A 20,715-nucleotide genomic window follows, 5' to 3' on the forward strand; every position below is an offset into this window, starting at 1 on the left:
GCTCGATGGAGGGGTGCTCGTCATTGGCCGGCGGCGCCGCTCGGTAGTTCAGCCGCGTCCGGCGGTGATCCCGAGCCGGCGGCACGAGCCGCCTCGACGCGGCGCAGGCAGGCCTGCTGGTGAGCTAGAGCCGTGGCTTCGGGCACGCGGAGAAGCTCTATCCGCCGCTCGATGGGCATGCAGTAGGTCGTCGCGGTCCACAGCTTCGGGTCATCGACGCCGTGGAGCGGCTCGAGATCGGTCCACAGCCGCACGGCCTTGTCGTCGGACCCGGTGACGATGCGCTGGCCATCGGGGCTGAATGCCACGGTATTGACCGGGGAATCGGAGCAGTGCAGGACCAGCGGCTCGCCGGTGCCATCGGAATTCCATACCCGCACCGTCTCATCCTGGGACGCGGTGGCAATGCGCTTGCCATCGGGGCTCCACGCCGCTCCCAGGACCCAGTGCTCGTGCCCCCGGAGGATCAGCGGCTCGCCTGTGCCGTCGGCATTCCATACCCGCACCGTCTTGTCACGCGACACCGTGACGATGCGCTTGCCGTCGGGGCTGAACGCCGCGGAACAGATCAGAGCCTCGTGCCCCCGGAGGACCAGGGACTCGCCCGCGCCGTCGGCATTCCATACCCGCACCGTCTTGTCGCGCGACACAGTAACGATGCGCTTGCCGTCGGGGCTGAACGCCGCCGAATAGACCCGATCCTCATGACCACGGAGCACAATGGGTTCTCCTGAACCGTCGGCGTTCCACACCCGCGCCGTCTTGTCCCATGACGCAGTGACAATGCGCTTGCCGTCGGGGCTGAATGCCGCAGAGTGGACCTGCGCCTCGTGACCCCGAAGGACCAGGGGCTCGCCCGTGCCATCGGCGTTCCACACCCGCGCTGTCTTGTCATACGACGCGGTGGCGATGCGCTTGCCGTTGGGGCTGAACGCCGCAGTGACGACCTCGTGCTCGTGACCCCGAAGGACCAGGGGCTCGCCCGTGCCGTCGGCGTTCCATACCCGCGCTGTCTTGTCCAAGGACGCGGCGACGATGCGCTTGCCATCGGGGCTGAATGCCGCCGAAACGACCATATTCTCATGCCCACGAAAGACCAGGGGTTCGCCCGCACTATCAGCATTCCACACCCGCGCGGTCATATCATACGACGCGGTGACAATGCGCTTGCCGTCAGGGCTGAATGCCGCCGAACAGAGCACATCCTGGTGACCGCGGCGGACCAGAGGCTCGCCCGTGCCATCGGCGTTCCACACCCGCGCCGTCTTGTCCCACGACGCAGTGACGATGCGCTTGCCGTCGGGGCTGAACACCGCAGAGTAGACCACGTCCTCATGACCCAGAAGGATCAGCGGCTCGCCCGTGCCATCAGCGTTCCACACCCGCGCTGTCTTGTCATACGACGCGGTGGCGATGCGCTTGCCGTCGGGGCTGAACGCCGCGGAGGAAACCACGTCCTCATGACCCCGAAGGACCAGGGGCTCGCCCGTGCCATCGATATTCCACACCCGCGCTGTCTTGTCAGAGGACGCGGTGACGATGCGCTTGCCGTCGGGGCTGAACGCCGCGGAGTAAACCACGTCCTCATGACCCCGAAGGACCAGAGGCTCACCCGAGCCATCGATATTCCACACCCGCGCTGTCTTGTCATCCGACGCGGTGGCGATGCGCTTGCCGTCGGGGCTGAACGCCGCGGAGTAAACCACGTCCTCATGACCCCGAAGGACCAGAGGCTCACCCGAGCCATCGATATTCCACACCCGCGCTGTCTTGTCAGAGGACGCGGTGACGATGCGCTTGCCGTCGGGGCTGAACGCCGCGGAGTAAACCACGTCCTCATGACCCCGAAGGACCAGAGGCTCACCCGAGCCATCGATATTCCACACCCGCACAGTCTTGTCAGAGGACGCGGTGACGATGCGCCTGCCGTCGGGGCTGAACGCTGCACACTTGACAACGTCCGGATGAGTGAACACCGCACGAGCGACCCAGCTGTGCAGCGCCCAGCGCGCGAGCATGGCCCACCCGCGCGGAACATCCGGCGGCTCGACCTCGCGCAAGATCGCGAGCACCATCGTGGGATCGGATTGCAGCTCGCGCGCTGCGGCCATGCGGGTGGCGTTGCGCGCTCGCAGGGCGTCTGCATACGCACGAGCCGCCTCCTGGGTGGCACGCGTAGCTTGCTCAGCGCGAATCGCCAGATACGACACGACGAGCACAATCACGCCGAGCGTAGCGATCGCGCCCATGGCCAGCCGCCAGCGCAGGCGCCGCGCGCGCTCGGCGAGGGTCATGACGGCCAGGAGATAGCGCTCTTCGCGCCTGCCGAGCCCGACGCGCCACTCGGCGCCCAGCTCGGCGCGGCGGCGCTCGTGCCACGCTCGGGCGCCCTCCGCCGCGCGATCGCGCCAGAGCAGCCCCTCGGCGTGTCCGCTCGCCTCCCACTGCTGGGCCGAGGCGCGGAGCCGGCCCAGGAACTGCGCGTCTTGCTCGCTCTCGGCGAGCCACTGCCCGAGCTTGGGCCACCTTTCGATCAAGGACTCGTGGACCAGCTCCACGCTCGTCCCCTCGCGCGCGCCGCCGGTCTCGATGAGCAGGAGCCGCGCGCCGGCCAGGTGCTGGACCACCTGCGCGATCGCCTCGCCAGTGCCCCCGTCGCCGTCGGTCTCTAGCTCGCAGAGCTCGTCCAGGCTCACCACCGCGCGCGTGCGCTCGGGTGTGACCAGGCGCAAAAGCACCGCCCGGGCCAGCCGCTGCTCGCGCATCGGCAGCGCCGAGAGCACCGCATCCGCGTGGGCGGACAGGGCACCGGCCACGCCGCCGAGCTGCTCATAGCTGTCCCGGGTCAAGAGCCGGCGCTCCCGATCCCGCCCCTCCCACAGCTTCGCGGCCGTGAATTGCAGGAGCGGCAAGGGGCTTCGTGTGCTCTCGAGCGTGTCCAGCATGTGCTCGACCATCTCCGCGGTCTCAAAGCGATGACCGGCCACATCGAGCGGCCTCGTCAAGGCATCGCGCAGCCCCTCGCGCCCCATGGGCGGCAGGAACGAGAGCCCGCAGGCCAGGTCGGTCATGAGCGGGTGGTCCTCGGCCATGCGATCGAGGAAATCCGAGCGAATGGCGAGCAGGACGCGCAGGGGCGACGACGCGTCGTCGGCCACGCCTTCCAGGCAGGCGACGAACGCCGCCCGCTCCTCGGGCGCGGCGCCGAGCGTGTAGAGCTCTTCGAACTGATCGACGAAGAGCAGGATATGGTGCCCTGTCCTCTCACGGCGACAGCGCGCTCGCAGCCGAGCACCCAGATAGCCAGGCTGGGCGCGCAAGGTCGCCACGAGCCCGTCGTGCTCGCAGAGCTCGGACTCGGCCACCTGCGCGAGCACATCGACGAACGCCCACACCGGCCGGCGCCCCGGGCGCAGGATGAACGTCTCCCACACGTCGCTCGAGCGCTTCAAGGTCGGGATCACCCCCGCCCGCACGAACGACGACTTGCCCGCTCCGGAGGGGCCGGCGACCGTGACGAGCGGCTGATGGCGCAGCCGAGCCACCATGGCGGCGACGTCGCGATCGCGGCCGAAGAAGCGCGCGACGTCCGACTCCTGGAACGCCGACAGCCCCGCGAACGGGCTCTCTCCTTCGCCCAGCTCGGGCGCCTTTCGACCGGGCAGCAGCGCCTCCAGTTCGGCGAGCAGCTCCTTGGCCGAGCCGATGCGCTCTTCCTTCCGCTTCTTCAAGCACCGGTCGACGAGGGCGCCGAGCGCCCCCACGTTCGGGCGCCGCGCGCTGACGCGGGGCATGGGGACGTCGAGCTTCACGATGTCCGCGAGCCGCCCGCTCGAGAACGGGTCGAGCGGATGCGCCCCCGTGAGCAACGTATACAAGAGGATGCCCACGGCCCAGAGGTCGCTGCGACGATCGATGTACCCGCCCAGCAATTGCTCGGGCGACATGTAGGCCGGCGTGCCGATGATCGCGCTCCGATGGCTCTGGCCATCGCCTCCGGCGAGCGCCGCCCGCGCGCCCGTGATCGTCGACATCATCTGGACATCGAGCTGCTTGGCAATCCCGAAGTCGAGCACCTTGATACATCCTGCCTCATCGATGAGGACGTTCTCCGGCTTGAGATCGCGGTGAACAATCCCGAGCTCGTGCGCGCAGACCAGCGCACGAACCACCGGAATCATCAGCTCCACCACCAGGCCGGCCGCCATCGGGTTGCCCGGCCTGACGGCGGCGAGCGGCCCGGGTGCGCTGGGGTGCTCGCGCTCAGCCAGCCATTGGCTTAGCGTGCGACCCTTGACGTACTCGAGCACGAGGTAGGGGTGTCCAAGGATCTCGTCCACCTCGTGGATGACGACGATGTTATCGTGCCTGCAGCGCGCTGTGGCCCGCGCCTCGGCCAGAAAGCGTTCGATCCCGGGCCCGCTGTACTCGAGCAGGAGCTTGATCGCCACGAGGCGCCCGAGCTTCGTGTCGCGGGCCAGGTACACGATACCCATGCCCCCCTGCCCCAGCTTGCGGATGATCTCGTAGTGCTTGATCGTGCCACCGATGTCCGCGAGCGTGGATCCCGGCGCGCGCTCCGCCAGCGTCGCTCCCGCCCGCGTATTCGAATCCTGCGCCGGCAGGAGCGCGTTCTCCCGCGCTTGCGCCTCAGGCATCCGGTAGGTCGGGGCCTCCGCGGGCGCGACGCCGGCGAGCGCGAGTGTGCGCGCGATCCCTCCGCCAGGAGCGCTGCTCGAGATCGGGCAGTCCGGCTGTCGCCGCGCCGGAGCCCCGGCGTCGCCGCTCGCCTGCTCTCTCGGCTCCCGGCTCTCCTGCCCGCTCCCCTCCACGCCGATCGGTGCGTCCAGATCGACGAAGACGGCATAGATCTGCCCCTCGCCGGCGCGCCCCCAGTCGATGGGCCGGACGATGCGGGGGTGATGGGGCTGCACGCAACAACGCATCTCTCGCAGGAATCGCGCCGCGCAACGCCGCGCGAGGAGCGCGCCCTCTCCTTCGCGAGCCAGGCGGATGATCTGAAGGACGACCGGCTGACCGCTCTCGCTCAGCCGCCCTTTGTAGACGACCGCTCGGCTGCTCGCCCGGAAGCACGACAAGATCTCGTAGCGGCCCTGGAACACCGTCCCTGGCGCGAGGATCCCCCGGTTCATCATGTCCCCCCGATCGCTGCCGCCTCGTGCGCCGGCTGTGGCATCTTGTTACCACAGTTGCACTCATCGCAACCGAGCGCCGTTGGGTTGGACAGTCGAGTCCGGCGGAGCTCCCGGGGCGACCGCCCGGGCCTCCTCGACGCTACGCAGACAGGCCTGCTGGTGGGCTCGCGCCGTAGTTTCCGGCACGCGGAGGAGCTCGATCCTCCGCTCGATGGGCATGCAGTAGGTCGTCGCAGTCCATAGCTTCGGGTCATCGACGCCGTGGAGCGGCTCGAGGTCGGTCCACAGCCGCACGGTCTTCTCGTCGGCCGCAGCGACGATGCGCTTGCCATCGGGGCTGAATGCCGCGACATTGACCGGCGAATCGGAGCCGCGAAGAACCAAGGGCTCGCCCGTACCATCGGCAGTCCATACCCGCACGGTCCCGTCCTGAGACGCGGTGACAACGCGCCTGCCGTCGGGGCTGAATGCCGCAGAATTGACCCAGTGCGTATGACCCCGGAGGACCACGGGCTCACCCGTGCCGTCGGAATTCCACACACGAGCCGTCTTGTCCCACGACGCCGTGACGATGCGCTTGCCGTCGGGGCTGAACGCCGCCGTAGCAATCGAGTGCTCGTGACCCCGGAGGACCACGGGCTCACCCGTACCGTCGGCATTCCACACTCGCGCCGTCCTGTCATAGGACGCGGTGACGATGCGCTTGCCATCGGGGCCGAACGCCGCCGAACGGAGCCTGTTCTCGTGACCGCGGAGCACCAGGGGCTCTCCTGAGCCGTCGGCGCTCCACACCCGCGCCGTCCTGTCCCAGGATGCCGTGACGATGCGCTTGCCGTCGGGGCTGAACGCCGCCGCACGGATCCTGTTCTCGTGACCACGGAGCACCAGGGGCTCTCCTGAGCCGTCGGCGTTCCACACCCGCGCGGTCTTATCATCAGATGCAGTGACGATACGCCTGCCATCAGGACTGAACGCCGCCCAGTAGACGACCCCCTCGTGACCACGCAGGGCCAGCGATTCGCCCGTACCATCGGCGTTCCACACCCGCGCGGTGCCATCGAAGGACGCGGGGACGATGCGTCGACCATCGGGGCTGAACGCCGCAGAGTTGACCCAATGCCGGTGACCATGAAGGGGCAGCGGCTCATTCGCCCCCTCGGCGTCCCACACCCGCGCGGTCCTGTCATAGGATGCAGTGACGATGCGGCTGGCGTCAGGGTTGAACGCCGCCGAGAGGACCCCATCCTCGTGACCGCGCAGGACCAGGGGCTCGCCGGGACCATCCGCGTTCCACACCCGCGCAGTCTTGTCATAGGATGTAGTAACGATGCGCTTGCCGTCAGGGCTGAACGTCGCCGAGAGGACCCCGTGCTCGTGCCCTCGGAGGACCACGGGCGCACCCGTGCCGTCGGCGTTCCACACCCGCGCAGTCTTGTCCCACGACGCGGTGACGATGCGCCTGCAGTCGGGGCTGAACTCCGCCGAATCGACGACATCCTCATGACCACGCAGGACCAAGGGCCCGCCCGTGCCATCCGCGTTCCATACCCGTGCGGTCCTGTCGAAGGACGCGGTGACGATGCGCTCGCCGCCACGGCTGAACGCCGCTGAATAGACCCGATCCTCATGGCCACGCAGGACCAGGGGTTCACCCGTGCCATCCGCGTTCCACACCCGCACGGTGCTGTCCAGAGATGCAGTGACGATTCGCTTCCCATCGGCGCTGAACGCCGCCCAGAGCACCCCATCCTCGTGTCCCCGAAGGACAACGGGCTCGCCCGTGCCATCCGCGTTCCACACCCGCGTGGTCCTGTCATCCGACGCGGTGACAATGCGCCTGCCCTCGGCGCTGAACGCCACCGAGTTGACCGGCGCCTCATGGCCACGAAAGACCAGGGGCTCGCCCGTGCCATCCGCGTTCCACACCCGTACGATCTTGTCCGCGCAGGCCGTGGCGATGTGCTTGCCGTCGGGGCTATAGGCCGCGCGCAGGACGAAATCCGGATGGGTGAACACCACGCGAGCGACCCAGCTGTGCAGCGCCCAGCGCGCGAGAAAATCCCATCCTCGCGGCACATTGGGCGGCTCGACCTCCCGCAAGATCGCGAGCACCGTCGTGGGATCCAATTGCAGCTCGCGCGCCGCGGCCATGCGGGTGGCGTTGCGCGCTTCACGGGCTTCGGCTTGCGCCCGGGCCGTTTGCTGGTCGGCGCGCGCGGCTTGCTGCTCGGCGCGCGTCGCATGCCGGTCGGCGCGAACCGCGAGGAACGACACCATCAGAGCAATCGCGCCGAGCGTCGCGATCACCCCCATGGCGAGCCGCCGCCGCAGACGCCGCGCGCGCTCGGACAGGGCCACGACGGCCAACAGATAGCGCTCTTCGCGCTTGCCGAGCCCAACGCGCCAGTCGTCGCCCTGCGCAGCGCGACGGCGCTCGCGCCACGCTCGAGCCTCCTTCGCCGCACGATCACGCCAGAGCAGCCCCTCCGCGTGGCCGCTCGCCTCCCATTGCTGGGCCGCGGCGCGCAGCCGGGCCAGGAACTGCGCGTCTTGCTCGCTCTCAGCCAGCCACTGCCCCAGCCTTGCCCACCTTTCGATCAACGACTCGTGGACCAGCTCCACCGTCGTCCCCTCGCGCTCGCCGCCGGTCTCGATGAGCAGCAGCCGCGCGCCAGCCAGGTGCTGGACCACCTGCGCGATCGCGCCTCCAGCGCGGCCCCCGTCGGCGTCCTGAGCGAGCTCGCTGAGCTCATCCACGCTCACCACGGCGCGCGTGCGCTCGGGCGTGACCAGGCGCACGAGCACCGCCCGGGCCAGCCGCTGCTCGCGCACCGGCAGCGCCGAGAGTACCGCATCCGCGTGCGCAGACAGGGCGCCGGCCACGCCGCCCAGCTTCTCGTAGCTGTCTCGCGTCAGAGTCCGACGCTCGCGATCCCGCGCCTCCCACAGCTTCGCGGCCGTGAACTGCAGCAGCGGCAAGGGGCTGCGCGTGCTCTCCAGCGTGTCCAGCATGTCGTCGACCATCTCCGCGGTCTCGAAGCGATGACCGGCCGCGTCGATCGGCCTCGTCAAGGCGTCGCGCAGCCCCTCGCGCCCTATAGGCGGCAGGACCGAGAGCCCGCGGGCCACGTGGGTCAGCTGGGGGTGGTCCCCGGCCATGCGATCGAGGAAATCCGAGCGGATGGCGAGCAGCACGCGCAGGGGTGAAGAGGCGTCGTCGGCCACGCCTTCCAGACAGGCCACGAACGCGGCCCGCTCCTCGCGGCTCGCGCCGAGCGTGTACAGCTCCTCGAACTGATCGACGAAGAGCAGGACATGGTGCCTTGGCCCCTCACGGCGGCAACACGCGCGCAGCCGAGCGCCCAGATAACCCGGCTGCGCGCGCAGCGTGGCGACGAGCCCGTCGTGGTCCGCAAGCTCGGCCGGGCCCGCCGGCGCGCCCGCGTCCTCGCACTCGGCCACTTGCACGAGCACATCGACCAGGGCCGACAGCGGGTGGCGCCCTGGCCGCACGATGAACATCTCCCACCGCGCGGTCGAGCGCTTCAAGGCCGGGATCACCCCCGCGCGCACGAACGACGACTTGCCCGCCCCGGAGGGGCCGGCGACCGTGATCAGCGGCTGGTAGCGGAGCCGCGCCGTCATGGCGACGACGTCGCGCTCGCGGCCGAAGAACCGCGCGGAATCCGACTCCTGGAACGCAGACAACCCCGCGAACGGGCTCTCTCGTTCGCCCAGCTCGGGCGCCTCGCGACCGGGCAGCAGCGCCTCCAGCTCGGCAAGCAGCTCCTTGGCCGAGCCGATCCGCTCGTCCTTCCGCTTCTTCAGACACCGGTCGACGAGGTCGCCGAGCGTGCCCGCGTCCGGGCGTCTCGCGCTGACGCGGGGCATGGGGACGTCGACGTTCACGATGTCCGCGAGCCGCGCGACCGAGAATGGGTCGAGCGGGTGCACCCCGATGAGCAGCCTGTACAGCAGAATGCCCATGGCCCAGAGATCGCTGCGAGGATCGATGTCCTCGCCCAGCAATTGCTCGGGCGACATGTAGCGCGGCGTTCCAGCGAGCCCACTCTGATGCCCCTGACCATCGCCTCCGGCGAGCGCCGCCCGCGCCCCCGAGATCGTCGATAGCGCCTGGACATCGAGCTGCTTGGCAATCCCGAAGTCGAGCACCTTGATACATCCTGCGTCATCGATGAGGATGTTCTCCGGCTTCAGATCGCGGTGGACGATCCCCAGACCGTGCGCGCAAACCAGCGCGCGAACCACCGGGATCATCAGCTCCACCACCTGGCCGGGCGACATCGGGCTGGACGGCCCTGGCGCGCCGGGGAGCTCGCGCTGCTCTAGCCGCTGGGCCAGCGTGCAGCCCTTGATGTACTCGAGCACCATGTACGGGGATCCGTGAAGCTCGTCCACCTCGTGAATGACAACGATGTTCTCGTGACGGCAGCGCGCCGTGGCCCGCGCCTCGGCCAGAAAGCGCTCGATCCCCTGCCCGCTGTACGCGAGCATGAGCTTGATCGCCACGAGCCGCCCTAGCTTCGTGTCCCGAGCCAGGTACACGATCCCCATCCCCCCCTGCCCCAGCTTGCGGATGATCTCGTAGTGCTTGATCGTGCCGCCAACATCCGCGAGCGCGGAGCCCGGCGCGCGCTCGGTCGGCAGCGCTCCCGCCTGCGTCTCCCTACCCTGCCCCGGCAGCAGAGCGTGCTCCGGCGCTTGCGCCACGGACATCGGGCGGGTCGGGGCGTCCGCGGACGCGAGAGGCGCGACGCCGGCAAGCACGAGCGTGCTCGCGACCGCTTCGCCAGGAGCGCCGCTCGCGATCGGGCAGTCCGGCGGCCGCCGCGCCAGGGCCACGGCGTCGCCGCTCGCCTGCTGCTGCCCCTCCTGGCCGCTCCCCGCCAGGCCGATCGGCGCCTCCGAATCGACGAACACGGCGCAGATCTGCCCCTCGCCAGCGCGCCCCCAGTCGGTGGGCCGGACGATACGGGAGGGATGGAGCGGCACGCGACAACGCATCTCCCGCAGGAACCGCGCCGCGCCACGCGGCACGAGGTGCGCCCTGTCTCCGTCCCGAACCACGCGGGTGCTCTGAAGGACGACCGGCTGACCGCCCTCGATCAGCCGCCCCTTGTAGACGACCGATCGGCAGCTCGCCCGGAAGCACGACAAGATCTCGTAGCGGCCCTGAAATACGCTCCCTGGCGCGAGGATCCCCCGGTTCATCACAGCCTCCGCTCTCTTTCCTACGATTTCAGGCCACTCGACGCTCCAGTGGTCTCCATGCAGAGACCTTGTTCATCGTGGCATCTTGTTACCAGATCTGTACTCATGGTGACCAAGCGCCGCTCGGGTGGCCAGCCGAGCCTGGCTGGGACCCAGGGCCGACCACGCGGGCCGCCTCAACGCGGCGCAGGCAGTCTTCCTGATGAGCCCTGGCCATGGCCTCGGGAACGCGGAGGAGCTCAATTCGCCGCTCGATCGGCATGCAGTAGGTGGTCGCGGTCCACAGCTTCGGGTCATCGACGCCGTGCAGCGGTTCGAGATCGGTCCACAGCCGCACGACCTTGTCGTCCGACCCGCTCACGATGCGCTTGCCGTCGGGGCTGAACGCTACGCTGTTGACCGGAGACTCCGAATCGCGGAGGACCAGCGCCTCGCCCGTACCATCGGCATTCCATACCCGTAGCGTCCCGTCTTCGGACGACGTGACGACGCGCTTGCCATCGGGGCTGAACGCCGCAGCGCTGACCCAGTGCTCGTGGCCCCGGAGGACCAGGGGCTTGCCGCCGCCGTCGGCGTTCCACACCCGCGCTGTCTTGTCCCATGACGCCGAGACGATGCGCTTGCCGTCTGGGCTGAACGACGCCTTGCTGACATGAGCCTCGTGACCACGAAGGACCAGCGGCTCGCCCGTGCCATCGGCATTCCATACCCGCACCGTCTCGTCGCGGGACGCCGTGACGATGCGCCTGCCGTCAGGGCTGAACGCCGCAGATTGGACCCAATCCTCGTGACCACGGAGCACCGTCGGTTCTCCGGAGCCGTCGGCGTTCCACACCCGCGCTGTCTTGTCATACGAGCCGGTGACGATGTGCTCGCCGTCGGGGCTGAACGCCACAGCGCAGACCCGGTCCTCATGACCACGAAACACGATGGGCTCACCGGAGCCGTCGGCGTTCCACACCCGCGCTGTCTTGTCATACGAGCCGGTGACGATGCGCTTGCCATCAGGGCTGAACGCCGCCGAATAGATCGGAGCCTCACCACGGAGAATCAAAGGCTGACCCGACCCGTCGGCGTTCCACACCCGCGCTGTCTTGTCATACGACGTCGTGACGATGCGCTTGCCATCAGGGCTGAACGCCGCCGAATAGACCGCATTCTCATGTCCCCGAAAGACGAATGGCTCCGCCGTACCGGCGACATTCCACACTCGCACCGTCCTGTCATTGGAGGCGGTGACGATGCGCTTGCCGTCGGGGTTGAAAGCCGCCGAATACACCCCATCCTCGTGACCGCGAAGGATCATGGGTTCGCCCGTGCCCTCGGCGTTCCACACGCGCACTCTCTTGTCCCAGCGGGACACGGTGACGATGCGCTTGCCGTCGGGGCTGAAGGCCACATGGGATACCTCCTGCTCGTGCCCCCGGAGGACCAAGGGCTTGCCGGTGCCGTCGGCGCTCCACATCCGCACCGTCTTGTCCGACGACGCGGTGGCGATGCGCCTGCCGTCAGGGCTGAACTCCGCAGCGTTGAGCACGTCCTCGTGACCAAGAAGGACCAGCGGCTCGCCCGTGCCATCGGCGTTCCACACACGCGCCGTCTTGTCCCACGACGCCGTGACGATGCGCTTGCCATCGGGGCTGAACGCCACGGAACGAACCAGATTCTCATGGCCCCGAAGGATCAGGGGACTTCCGGTGCCGTCGGCGTTCCATATCCGCACCGTCTTGTCCTGGGACACCGTGACGATGCGCCTGCCATCGGGGCTGAACGCCGCGCCCGCGACACGCTCCTCGTGGCCACGAAGGACCAGCGGCTCGCCCGTGCCGTCGGCGTTCCACACACGCGCCGTCTTGTCCCACGACGCCGTGACGATGCGCTTGCCGTCAGGGCTGAACGCCGCGGACCAGATCGCCTTGCTGTGCCCCCGCAGGATCACGGGCTCGCCCGCGCCATCGGCGTTCCACACCCGCGCCGTCTTGTCCCACGACGCCGTGACGATGCGCTTGCCGTCTGGGCTGAACGCCGCAGAATTGAGCCCATCCGGATGGGTGAACACCGCACGAGCGAGCCAGCTGTGCAGCGCCCAGCGCGCGAGAAAGTCCCACCCTCGCGGCACATCGGACGGCTCGACCTCTCGCAATATCGCGAGCACTGTCGTGGGGTCGGCCTGCAGCTCGCGCGCCGCGGCCATGCGGGTGGCGTTGCGCGCTTGCAGGGCTTCGGCCTGGGCACGGGCCGTTTCCTGGTCGGCGCGCGCGGCCTGCTGCTCGGCGCGCCTGGCTTGCCGATCGGCGCTGATCGCGAGATAGGACACCATGAGCGCGATCGCGGTGAGCGTCGCGATCACGCCCATGGCGATCTGCCGCCGCAGCCGCCGCGCGCGATCCATGAGGGCCACGACGGCAAGGAGATAGCGCTCCTCGCGCTGGCCGAGCCCGACGCGCCACTCGGCGCCCTGCTCGGCGCGGCGGCGCTCACGCCACGCTCGGGCCTCATGCGCCGCGCGATCGCGCCAGAGCAGCCCCTCGGCGTGACCGCTCGCCTCCCACTGCTGGGCCGCGGCGCGCAGCCGGGCAAGGAACTGCGCGTCTTGCTCGCTCTCGGCCAGCCACTGCCCGAGCTTTGCCCACCTCTCGATCAACGACTCGTGGACCAGCTCCACGGTCGTGCCCTCGCGCTCTCCACCGGCCTCGGTGAGCAGCAGCCGCGCCCCGGCCAGGTGCTGGACCACCTGCGCGATCGCCTCACCGGCGTGGCCTTCGCTGTCCTGTGCGAGCTCACACAGCTCGTCCAGGCTGACCACCGCGCGCGTGCGCTCGGGCGTGACAAGGCGCACCAGCACCGCCCGAGCCAGCCGCTGCTCGCGCACCGGCAGCGCCGAGAGCACCGCGTCCGCATGCGCGGAGAGCGCCCCGGCGACGCCGCCGAGCTGCTCATAGCTGTCCCGCGTCAGCAGCCGGCGCGCGCGGTCCCGCGCCTCCCACAGCTTCGCGGCCGTGAATTGCAGCAGCGGCAAGGGGCTGCGCGTGCTCTCCAGCGTGTCCAGCATGTGCTCGACCATCTCGGCGGTCTCGAAGCGAAGACCGGCGGCGTCCAGCGGCCTCGTCAAGGCGTCATGCAAGCCCTCCCGCCCCATGGGCGGCAGCAAGGAGAGACCGCGTGTCACGTGGGTCATGAACTCGTAGTCATCGGCGACGCGATCGAGGAAGTCCGAGCGGATGGCGAGCAGGACCCGCAGAGGCGACGAGGCGTCGTCGGCCGCGCCCTCCAGACAGGCCACGAACGCCGCACGTTCCTCGCGGCTCGCGCCGAGCGTGTACAGCTCCTCGAACTGATCGACGAAGAGCAGGACGTGGTGCCTTGTCCCCTGACGGCGGCAGCGCGCTCGCAGCCGGGCGCCCAGGTAGCCCGGCTGCGCGCCCAAGGTGGCGATGATCCCGCCGTTCCCGGTGAGCTCGACCGGGCCCGCCGGCGCGCCCGCGCGCTCGGACTCGGCCACCTGCGCGAGCACATCGACGAGCGCCGCCATCGGGTGGCGCCCAGGGCGCAGGGTGAACGTCTCCCAGCGGTCGCTGGAGCGCTTCAACGCCGGGATCACCCCCGCGCGCACGAACGACGACTTGCCCGCCCCGGAGGGGCCGGCGACCGTGACGAGCGGCTGGTAGCGCAGCCGCGCCGTCATGGCGGTCACGTCCCGATCGCGGCCGAAGAAGCGCGCGGCGTCGGACTCCTGGAACGCGGAGAGCCCCGCGAACGGGCAGTCGTCCTCGCCGAGCCCGGGCGCCTTGTGACCGGGCAGCAGCGCCTCCAGCTCGGCGAGCAGCTCCCTGGCCGAGCCGATGCGCTCGTCCTTCCGCTTCTTCAGGCACCGGTCGACGAGGGCGCCCAGCGCGCCCGCATCAGGGCGCCGCGCGCTGACGCGCGGCATGGGAACATCGAAGTTCACGATGTCCGCGAGCCGCTCGATCGGCGATGGGTCGAGCGGGTGCGCCCCCGCGAGCAGCGTGTACAGGAGGATGCCCACGGCCCAGAGGTCGCTGCGCGCGTCCACGTCCTCACCCAGCAATTGCTCGGGCGACATGTAGGACGGCGTTCCGACTAGCGCGCTCCGAAAGCTCTGTTCATCATCTCCCGGGAGCTCCCCCCGCGCCTCCGTGAGCGTCGATAGCAGCTTGGCATCGAGTTGCTTGGCGATCCCGAAGTCGACCACCTTGATGCACCCTGCGTCGTCGATGAGGATGTTCTCCGGCTTGAGATCGCGGTGGACGATCCCGAGCTCATGCGCGCAGACCAGCGCGCGGACCACCGGGATCATCAGCTCGACCACCAGCTCGACCGCCATCGGGCCCGGCGCGCCGGAGCGCTCGCGCTCGGCTCGCCACTGGCTCAGCGTCCGACCTTTGATGTACTCGAGCACGAGGTACGGGTGTCCACGGAGCTCGTCCACCTCGTGGATCACCACGATGTTCTCGTGCCGGCAGCTCGCCGTGGCACGCGCCTCGGCCAGGAAGCGCTCGATCCCCTGCCCGCTGTACTCGATCAGCAGCTTGATCGCGACGAGGCGCCCGAGCTTCGTGTCCCGGGCCAGGTACACGATGCTCATGCCGCCTTGCCCGAGCTCGCGGATGATCTCGTAGTGCTTGATCGTCCCGCCGACCTCCACGAGCGATGAGCCCTGAGCGCGGTACGCCATCGTCGCGCCCGCCAGCGTCGTCGACGCCGGTGACGGGCGGACCGCGGTCTCTTGCGCTCGCCCCTCGGGCACTCGGCCGACCACGTCCTCCGCGCGCGCGAGCTCGGGAAGCACGAGCGTGCGCACCGCCTCTTCACCAGGAGCGCGGCGCGAGACGAGAGAGCTCAACGGCGCATCCGGCTCGACGCTCAGGCAGCCTTGCTGCCTCTCCTTGCTCGATGGCATCGTCCCCCTGCCCGTCCGGTATCGCCGCTCTGGATGCCCGGACGGCTCCCTTCCCCACAATCTCAGTTCACTCGACGTTCCAGCGATTTCCGCGCAATGGTCTTGTTGTTCGTGGCACCCTGTTATTGCAGTCGCACCTCGGGTGAGCAACCTGGCCGACGGGCAGACCGCGGCCCCGCGCAGCGCGCCGGCCCGCACTGGCAGCATGTAAAACGCGGGGCAGCGACGCTCGTCATCGGTCGGCCGTGCCGCGTGGTCCAACGGCCGAGTTCAAGGAGCAGCCGCGCGGGCCGCGTTGACGCGGCGCAGGCAGGTCTGCTGGTGGGCCCGAGCGGTGGCCTCGGGCACGCGGAAGAGCTCAATCCTCCGCTCGATGGGCATGCAGTAGGTCGTCGCAGTCCACAGCTTCGGGTCATCGACGCCGTGGAGAGGATCGAGGTCGGTCCACACCCGCGCGATCTTGTCGTCAGACGCCGTGACGATGCGCTTGCCATCGGGGCTGAACGCCACGCTGTTGACCGGGGAATCGGAGCTGCGAAGGACCAAGGGCTCGCCCGTGCCATCCGCATTCCATATCCGCACCGTGTGGTCCCGGGACGTGGTGACGATGCGCTCGCCGTCGGGGCTGAACGCCGCCGAACTGACCCAGTGCTCGTGACCACGCAGGACCAGGGGCTCGCCCGTACCGTCGGCGTTCCACACGCGAGCGGTCTTGTCCCATGCCCCAGTCACGATGCGCTTGCCATCGGGGCTGAACGCCGCCGAAAAGACCGGACCCTCGTGACCGCGCAGGACCAGGAGTTCGCCTGTGCCATCCGCGCTCCACACACGTACGCTCTTGTCCCATGAGGCCGTGACGATGCGCTCGCCGTCGGGGCTGAACGCCGCCGAAACGACCGGATCCTCGTGACCGCGAAGCACCAAGGGATCGCCCACGCCATCCGCGCTCCACACACGTACGGTCTTGTCCCATGAGGCCGTGACGATGCGCTCGCCGTCGGGGCTGAACGCCGCCGAAAAGACCGGATCCCCGTGACCGTGAAGCACCAAGGGATCACCCACGCCATCCGCGCTCCACACACGTACGGTCTTGTCCCCTGACGCCGTGACGATGCGCTTGCCGTCGGGGCTGAACGCCGTCGAAAAGACCGGGGCCTTGTGACCGCGCAGCGCCAAAGGATCGCCCACGCCATCCGCGCGCCACACGCGTACGGTCCTGTCCAACGACGCGGTGACGATGCGCTTGCCGTCGGGGCTGAATTCCGCCGAAACGACCGGATCCTTGTGACCGCGAAGCTCGACGGGATCGCCCACGCCACCGGCGCTCCACACGCGCGCGGTCCTGTCCAAGGACGCGGTGACGATGCTCTTGCCGTCAGGGCTAAACACCGCCGAGTAGACGACATCGTCGTGGCCACGAAGGACCAAGGGCTCGCCGATTCCATCCGCGTTCCACACGCGCGCGGTCCTGTCCAGGGACGCGGTGACGATGCGCTTGCCGTCGGGGCTGAACGCCGCCCAAGAGACCTGCTCCTCATTGCCGTGGAGGACAAGGGGCTCGCCGATTCCATCCGCGTTCCACACGCGCGCGGTCCTGTCCAGGGACGCGGTGACGATGCGCTTGCCGTCGGGGCTGAACGCCGCCGAATAGAGCCCCTCCTCATGACCACGGAGGACCAAGGGCTCGCCCGTGCCATCCGCATTCCACACCCGAGCGGTCCCGTCCATGGACGCGGTGACGATGCGCTTGCCGTCGGGGCTGAACGCCGCCGAATGGACCGGGCCTTCATGACCCCGGAAGACCTGGGGTTCGCCCGTACCATCCGCGTTCCATACACGCACGGTTTTATCCCAGGACGCGGTGACGATGCGCTTGCTGTCGGGGCTGAACGCCACCGAATGGACCGGGGCTTCATGACCCCGGAAGACCTGGGGTTCGCCCGTACCATCCGCGTTCCACACACGCGCCGTCTTGTCGTGCGACGCCGTCGCGATGCGCTGGCCGTCAGGGCTGAACACCGCCGAACGAACGACGCTGTCGTGACCTCGAAAGACCAGGGGCTCGCCCGCACCATCCGCGTTCCACACACGCACGGTCTTATCCCAGGATGCGGTGACGATGCGCTCGCCGTCAGGACTGTAGCTCGCACACACGACGCCGTCCGGATGGGTGAGCATCGCGCGAGCGACCCAGCTGTGCAGCGCCCAGCCCGCGAGAGCGGCCCAGCCTCGCGGCACATCAGGCGCCTCGACCTCGCGCAAGATCGCGAGCACCGTCGTGGGATCGGCCTGTAGCTCGCGCGCAGCGGCCATTCGGGTGGCATTGCGCGCCTGAAGGGCTTCGGTCTGCGCATGCTCCGCTTCCTTGTCGGCGCGGAGCGCCAGGTAAGACACGAGGAGCGCGATCACCACGAGCGCGGCGATCACGCCCATCGCGAGCCGCCGCCGCAAGCGCTGCGCGCGCTCGGCGAGGGTCACGACGGCCAGCAGATAGCGCTCCTCCCCCTTGCCTAGCCCTACGCGCCACTCGGCGCCCTGCGCAGCGCTGCGACGCTCGTACCATGCTCGGGCCTCCTGGGCCGCGCGGTCGCGCCAGAGCAGCCCCTCGGCGCGCCCGCCCGCCTCCCACTGCTGGGCCGCGGCCCTTAGCCGGGCCAGGAGCTGCGCGTCTTGCTCGCTCTCCGCAAGCCACTGCCTGAGCCGCGCCCACGTTTCGATCAAGGACTCATGGACCAGCTCCACGGTCGTGCCCTGGCGCTCGCCGCTGGTCTCGATGAGCAGCAGCCGCGCACCGGCCAGGTGCTGGACCACCTGGGGGATCGCCAGAAGCGCCCCCTCCTCGCCGCCCGCCGCGCTGCCGTAAAGCTCGTCCAGGCTCACCACCGCGCGCGTGCGCTCGGGGGTGACCAGGCGCACGAGCACCGCACGGGCCAGCCGCTGCTCGCGTGCCGGCAGCGCCGAGAGCACCGCGTCCGCGTGCGCGGACAGGGCGCCAGCCACGCCGCCCAGCCTCTCGTAGCTGTCTCGGGTCAAGAGCCGGCGCTCGCGATCCCGCGCCTCCCACAGCTTCGCGGCCGTGAACTGAAGGAGTGGCAACGGGCTGCGCGTGCTCTCGAGCGTGCCCAGCATGTCCTCGACCATCTCCGCGGTCTCGAAGCGATGACCAGCCGCCTCCAGCGGCCTCGTCAACGCGTTTCGCAGGCCCTCGCGCCCGATCGGCGGCAACAGGCTGAGGCCGCGTGTCACATCGCCCATGAAATCGTGTTCATCGGCGATTCGATCGAGAAAATCTGAGCGAATGGCGAGCAGGACGCGCAGGGGCGACGACGCGTCGTCAGCCACGCCTTCCAGACAGGCGACGAACGCAGCCCTCTCCTCGGGCGCGACGCCAAGAGTATAGAGCTCTTCGAATTGATCGACGAAGAGCAGGAGTTGATGCCTCGCCCCCTCACGGCGGCAGCGCGCTCGCAACCGAACGCCCAGGTGCCCCGGCTGCGCGCGCAAGGTGGCGACGATCCCGTCGTGCTCGGCGACCTCGAGCTCGGCCACCTGCACGAGCACATCGACGAGCGCCGACAGCGGCCGGCGCCCTGGTCGCACGATGAACGTCTCCCACCGCTCGCTGGAGCGCTTCAACGCAGGGATCACCCCCGCGCGCACGAGCGACGATTTGCCCGCCCCGGAGGGACCGGCGACGGTGACCAGCGGCTGGTAGCGCAGCCGCGCTGTCATGGCGGCGACATCGCGATCGCGACCGAAGAAGCGCGCGGTATCCGACTCCTGGAACGCCGATAGCCCTGCGAACGGGCTCTCTCCTTCACCGAGCTCGGGCCCCTTTCGGCCGGGCAGCAGCGCCTCCAGCTCGACGAGCAGCTCCTTGGCAGAGCCGATCCGCTCTTGCTTCCGCTTCTTGAGGCACCGGACGACCAGGTCGCCGAGCGCGCCCACGTCCGGACGCCGAGCGCTGACGCCAGGCATTGGAACATCCAAATTCACGATATCCGCGAGCCGCGCGACCGAGAACGGGTCGAGCGGGTGCGCCCCCACGAGCAGCGTGTACAGGAGGATGCCCACGGCCCAGAGGTCGCTGCGAGGATCGATGTTCCCGCCCAGCAGTTGCTCGGGCGACATGTAGGCCGGCGTGCCCATGATCGCGCTCCGATGGCCCAGGTCACCGCCTCCCGCGAGCGCCGCCCGCGCCCCCGTGTTCGTCGACATCCTCTGGACATCGAGCTGCTTGGCAATGCCGAAGTCGAGCACCTTGATACATCCTGCGTCATCGATCAGGATGTTGTCCGGCTTCAGATCGCGATGCACGATCCCGAGCTCGTGCGCGCAGACCAGCGCGCGGACGACCGGGATCATCAGCTCGACCACCTGGCCGGGCGGCATCGGGCCGGACGGCCCTATCGCAGCGAGCAGCCCTGGCGCGCTCGGGTGCTCGCGCTGGGTCAGCCATTCGCTCAGCGTGCGGCCCTTGATGTACTCGAGCACCAGGTACGGGTGTCCGCGGATCTCGTCCACCTCGTGAATCACCACGATGTTCTCGTGACGGCAGCGCGCCGTGGCCCGCGCCTCAGCCAGAAGGCGCTCGCTCCCTTGCCCGCTGTGCTCGCTCAGGAGCTTGATCGCGACGAGGCGCCCGAGCTTGGTGTCCCGCGCCAGGTACACGCTCCCCATGCCGCCCCGGCCCAGCTTGCGGATGATCTCGTAATGCTTGATCGTGCCGCCTGCGTCCGGTAGCACGGAATCCAGAGCGCGCTCGCCTAGCGTCGCTCCCACCAGCGTCTTCCCATCCTGCGTCGGCGGGAGCGCTGCCTTCTGCGCCTGCTCCTCGGGCACCAGGTCGGCCGCGGCCTCCGTGGGCGCCATCCCGGCGAGCGCGAGCGTGCGCACCGCCTCTTCGCCAGGAGCTCCGCTCGCGATCGGGTGGTCCGGCCGTCGCCGCACAAGAATCTCGGAATCTCCGCTCGCCCCTTCTCCTCTCGGCTCCAGCCCCTCCCGCCCGCTGCCCTCCACGCCGGCCGCACGTCCGGGCACGAGCTCGAAGACCGCATAGAGCCGCCCCTCGCCAGCGTGCCCCCAGTCGATGGGCCAGCCGATGCGGGGGTGGTGGAGCCGCGTGCAACATCGCATCTCCCGCAGGAATCGCGCCAGGCCACGCCGCACCAGATGCGCGCCAGCTCCGTTCCGCGCCAGGCGTAGGATCTGAAGGAGGATCGGCTGACCGCTCTCGATCAGCCGCCCCTTGTAGACGGCCGCTCGGCTGCTCGCCCGAAAACATGACAAGATCTCGTAGCGGCCCTGGAACACCATCCCGGGCGCCAGGATCCGCCGGTTCATCCCGGCTCCTCGACTCGCCGCCGCCTCGTGCGCCAGCTTCAGGCGAAACATCCTCACCCCGCA

4 protein-coding genes are annotated in these 20,715 nt (G+C 69.3%); all 4 read right to left on the bottom strand.

Going from position 1 to position 20,715, the window contains the following annotated elements; all coding sequences use genetic code 11:
- Window positions 1-20 precede the first annotated feature (20 nt).
- Window positions 21-5,156, bottom strand: a complete 5,136-nt coding sequence (locus WME97_RS24900; RefSeq protein WP_437540589.1) for an nSTAND1 domain-containing NTPase — start codon at window positions 5,154-5,156, stop codon at window positions 21-23.
- A 60-nt stretch (window positions 5,157-5,216) separates the two neighbouring features.
- Window positions 5,217-10,388: an nSTAND1 domain-containing NTPase gene (locus WME97_RS24905; RefSeq protein WP_437540591.1), complete on the bottom strand. Its 5,172-nt coding sequence runs from the start codon at window positions 10,386-10,388 to the stop codon at window positions 5,217-5,219.
- A gap of 103 nt (window positions 10,389-10,491) precedes the next feature.
- Window positions 10,492-15,084 (bottom strand): nSTAND1 domain-containing NTPase, encoded by a 4,593-nt coding sequence (locus WME97_RS24910; RefSeq protein WP_437555492.1) that lies wholly within the window; start codon window positions 15,082-15,084, stop codon window positions 10,492-10,494.
- Window positions 15,085-15,579: 495 nt separating this feature from the next.
- Entirely contained in the window at window positions 15,580-20,703 is a 5,124-nt protein-coding gene (locus WME97_RS24915) for an nSTAND1 domain-containing NTPase (protein ID WP_437540593.1), read from the bottom strand.
- Window positions 20,704-20,715 lie beyond the last annotated feature (12 nt).

The sequence above is a fragment of the Sorangium sp. So ce367 genome, assembly GCF_051520455.1.
Lineage (GTDB): Bacteria > Myxococcota_A > Polyangia > Polyangiales > Polyangiaceae > Sorangium > Sorangium cellulosum_B.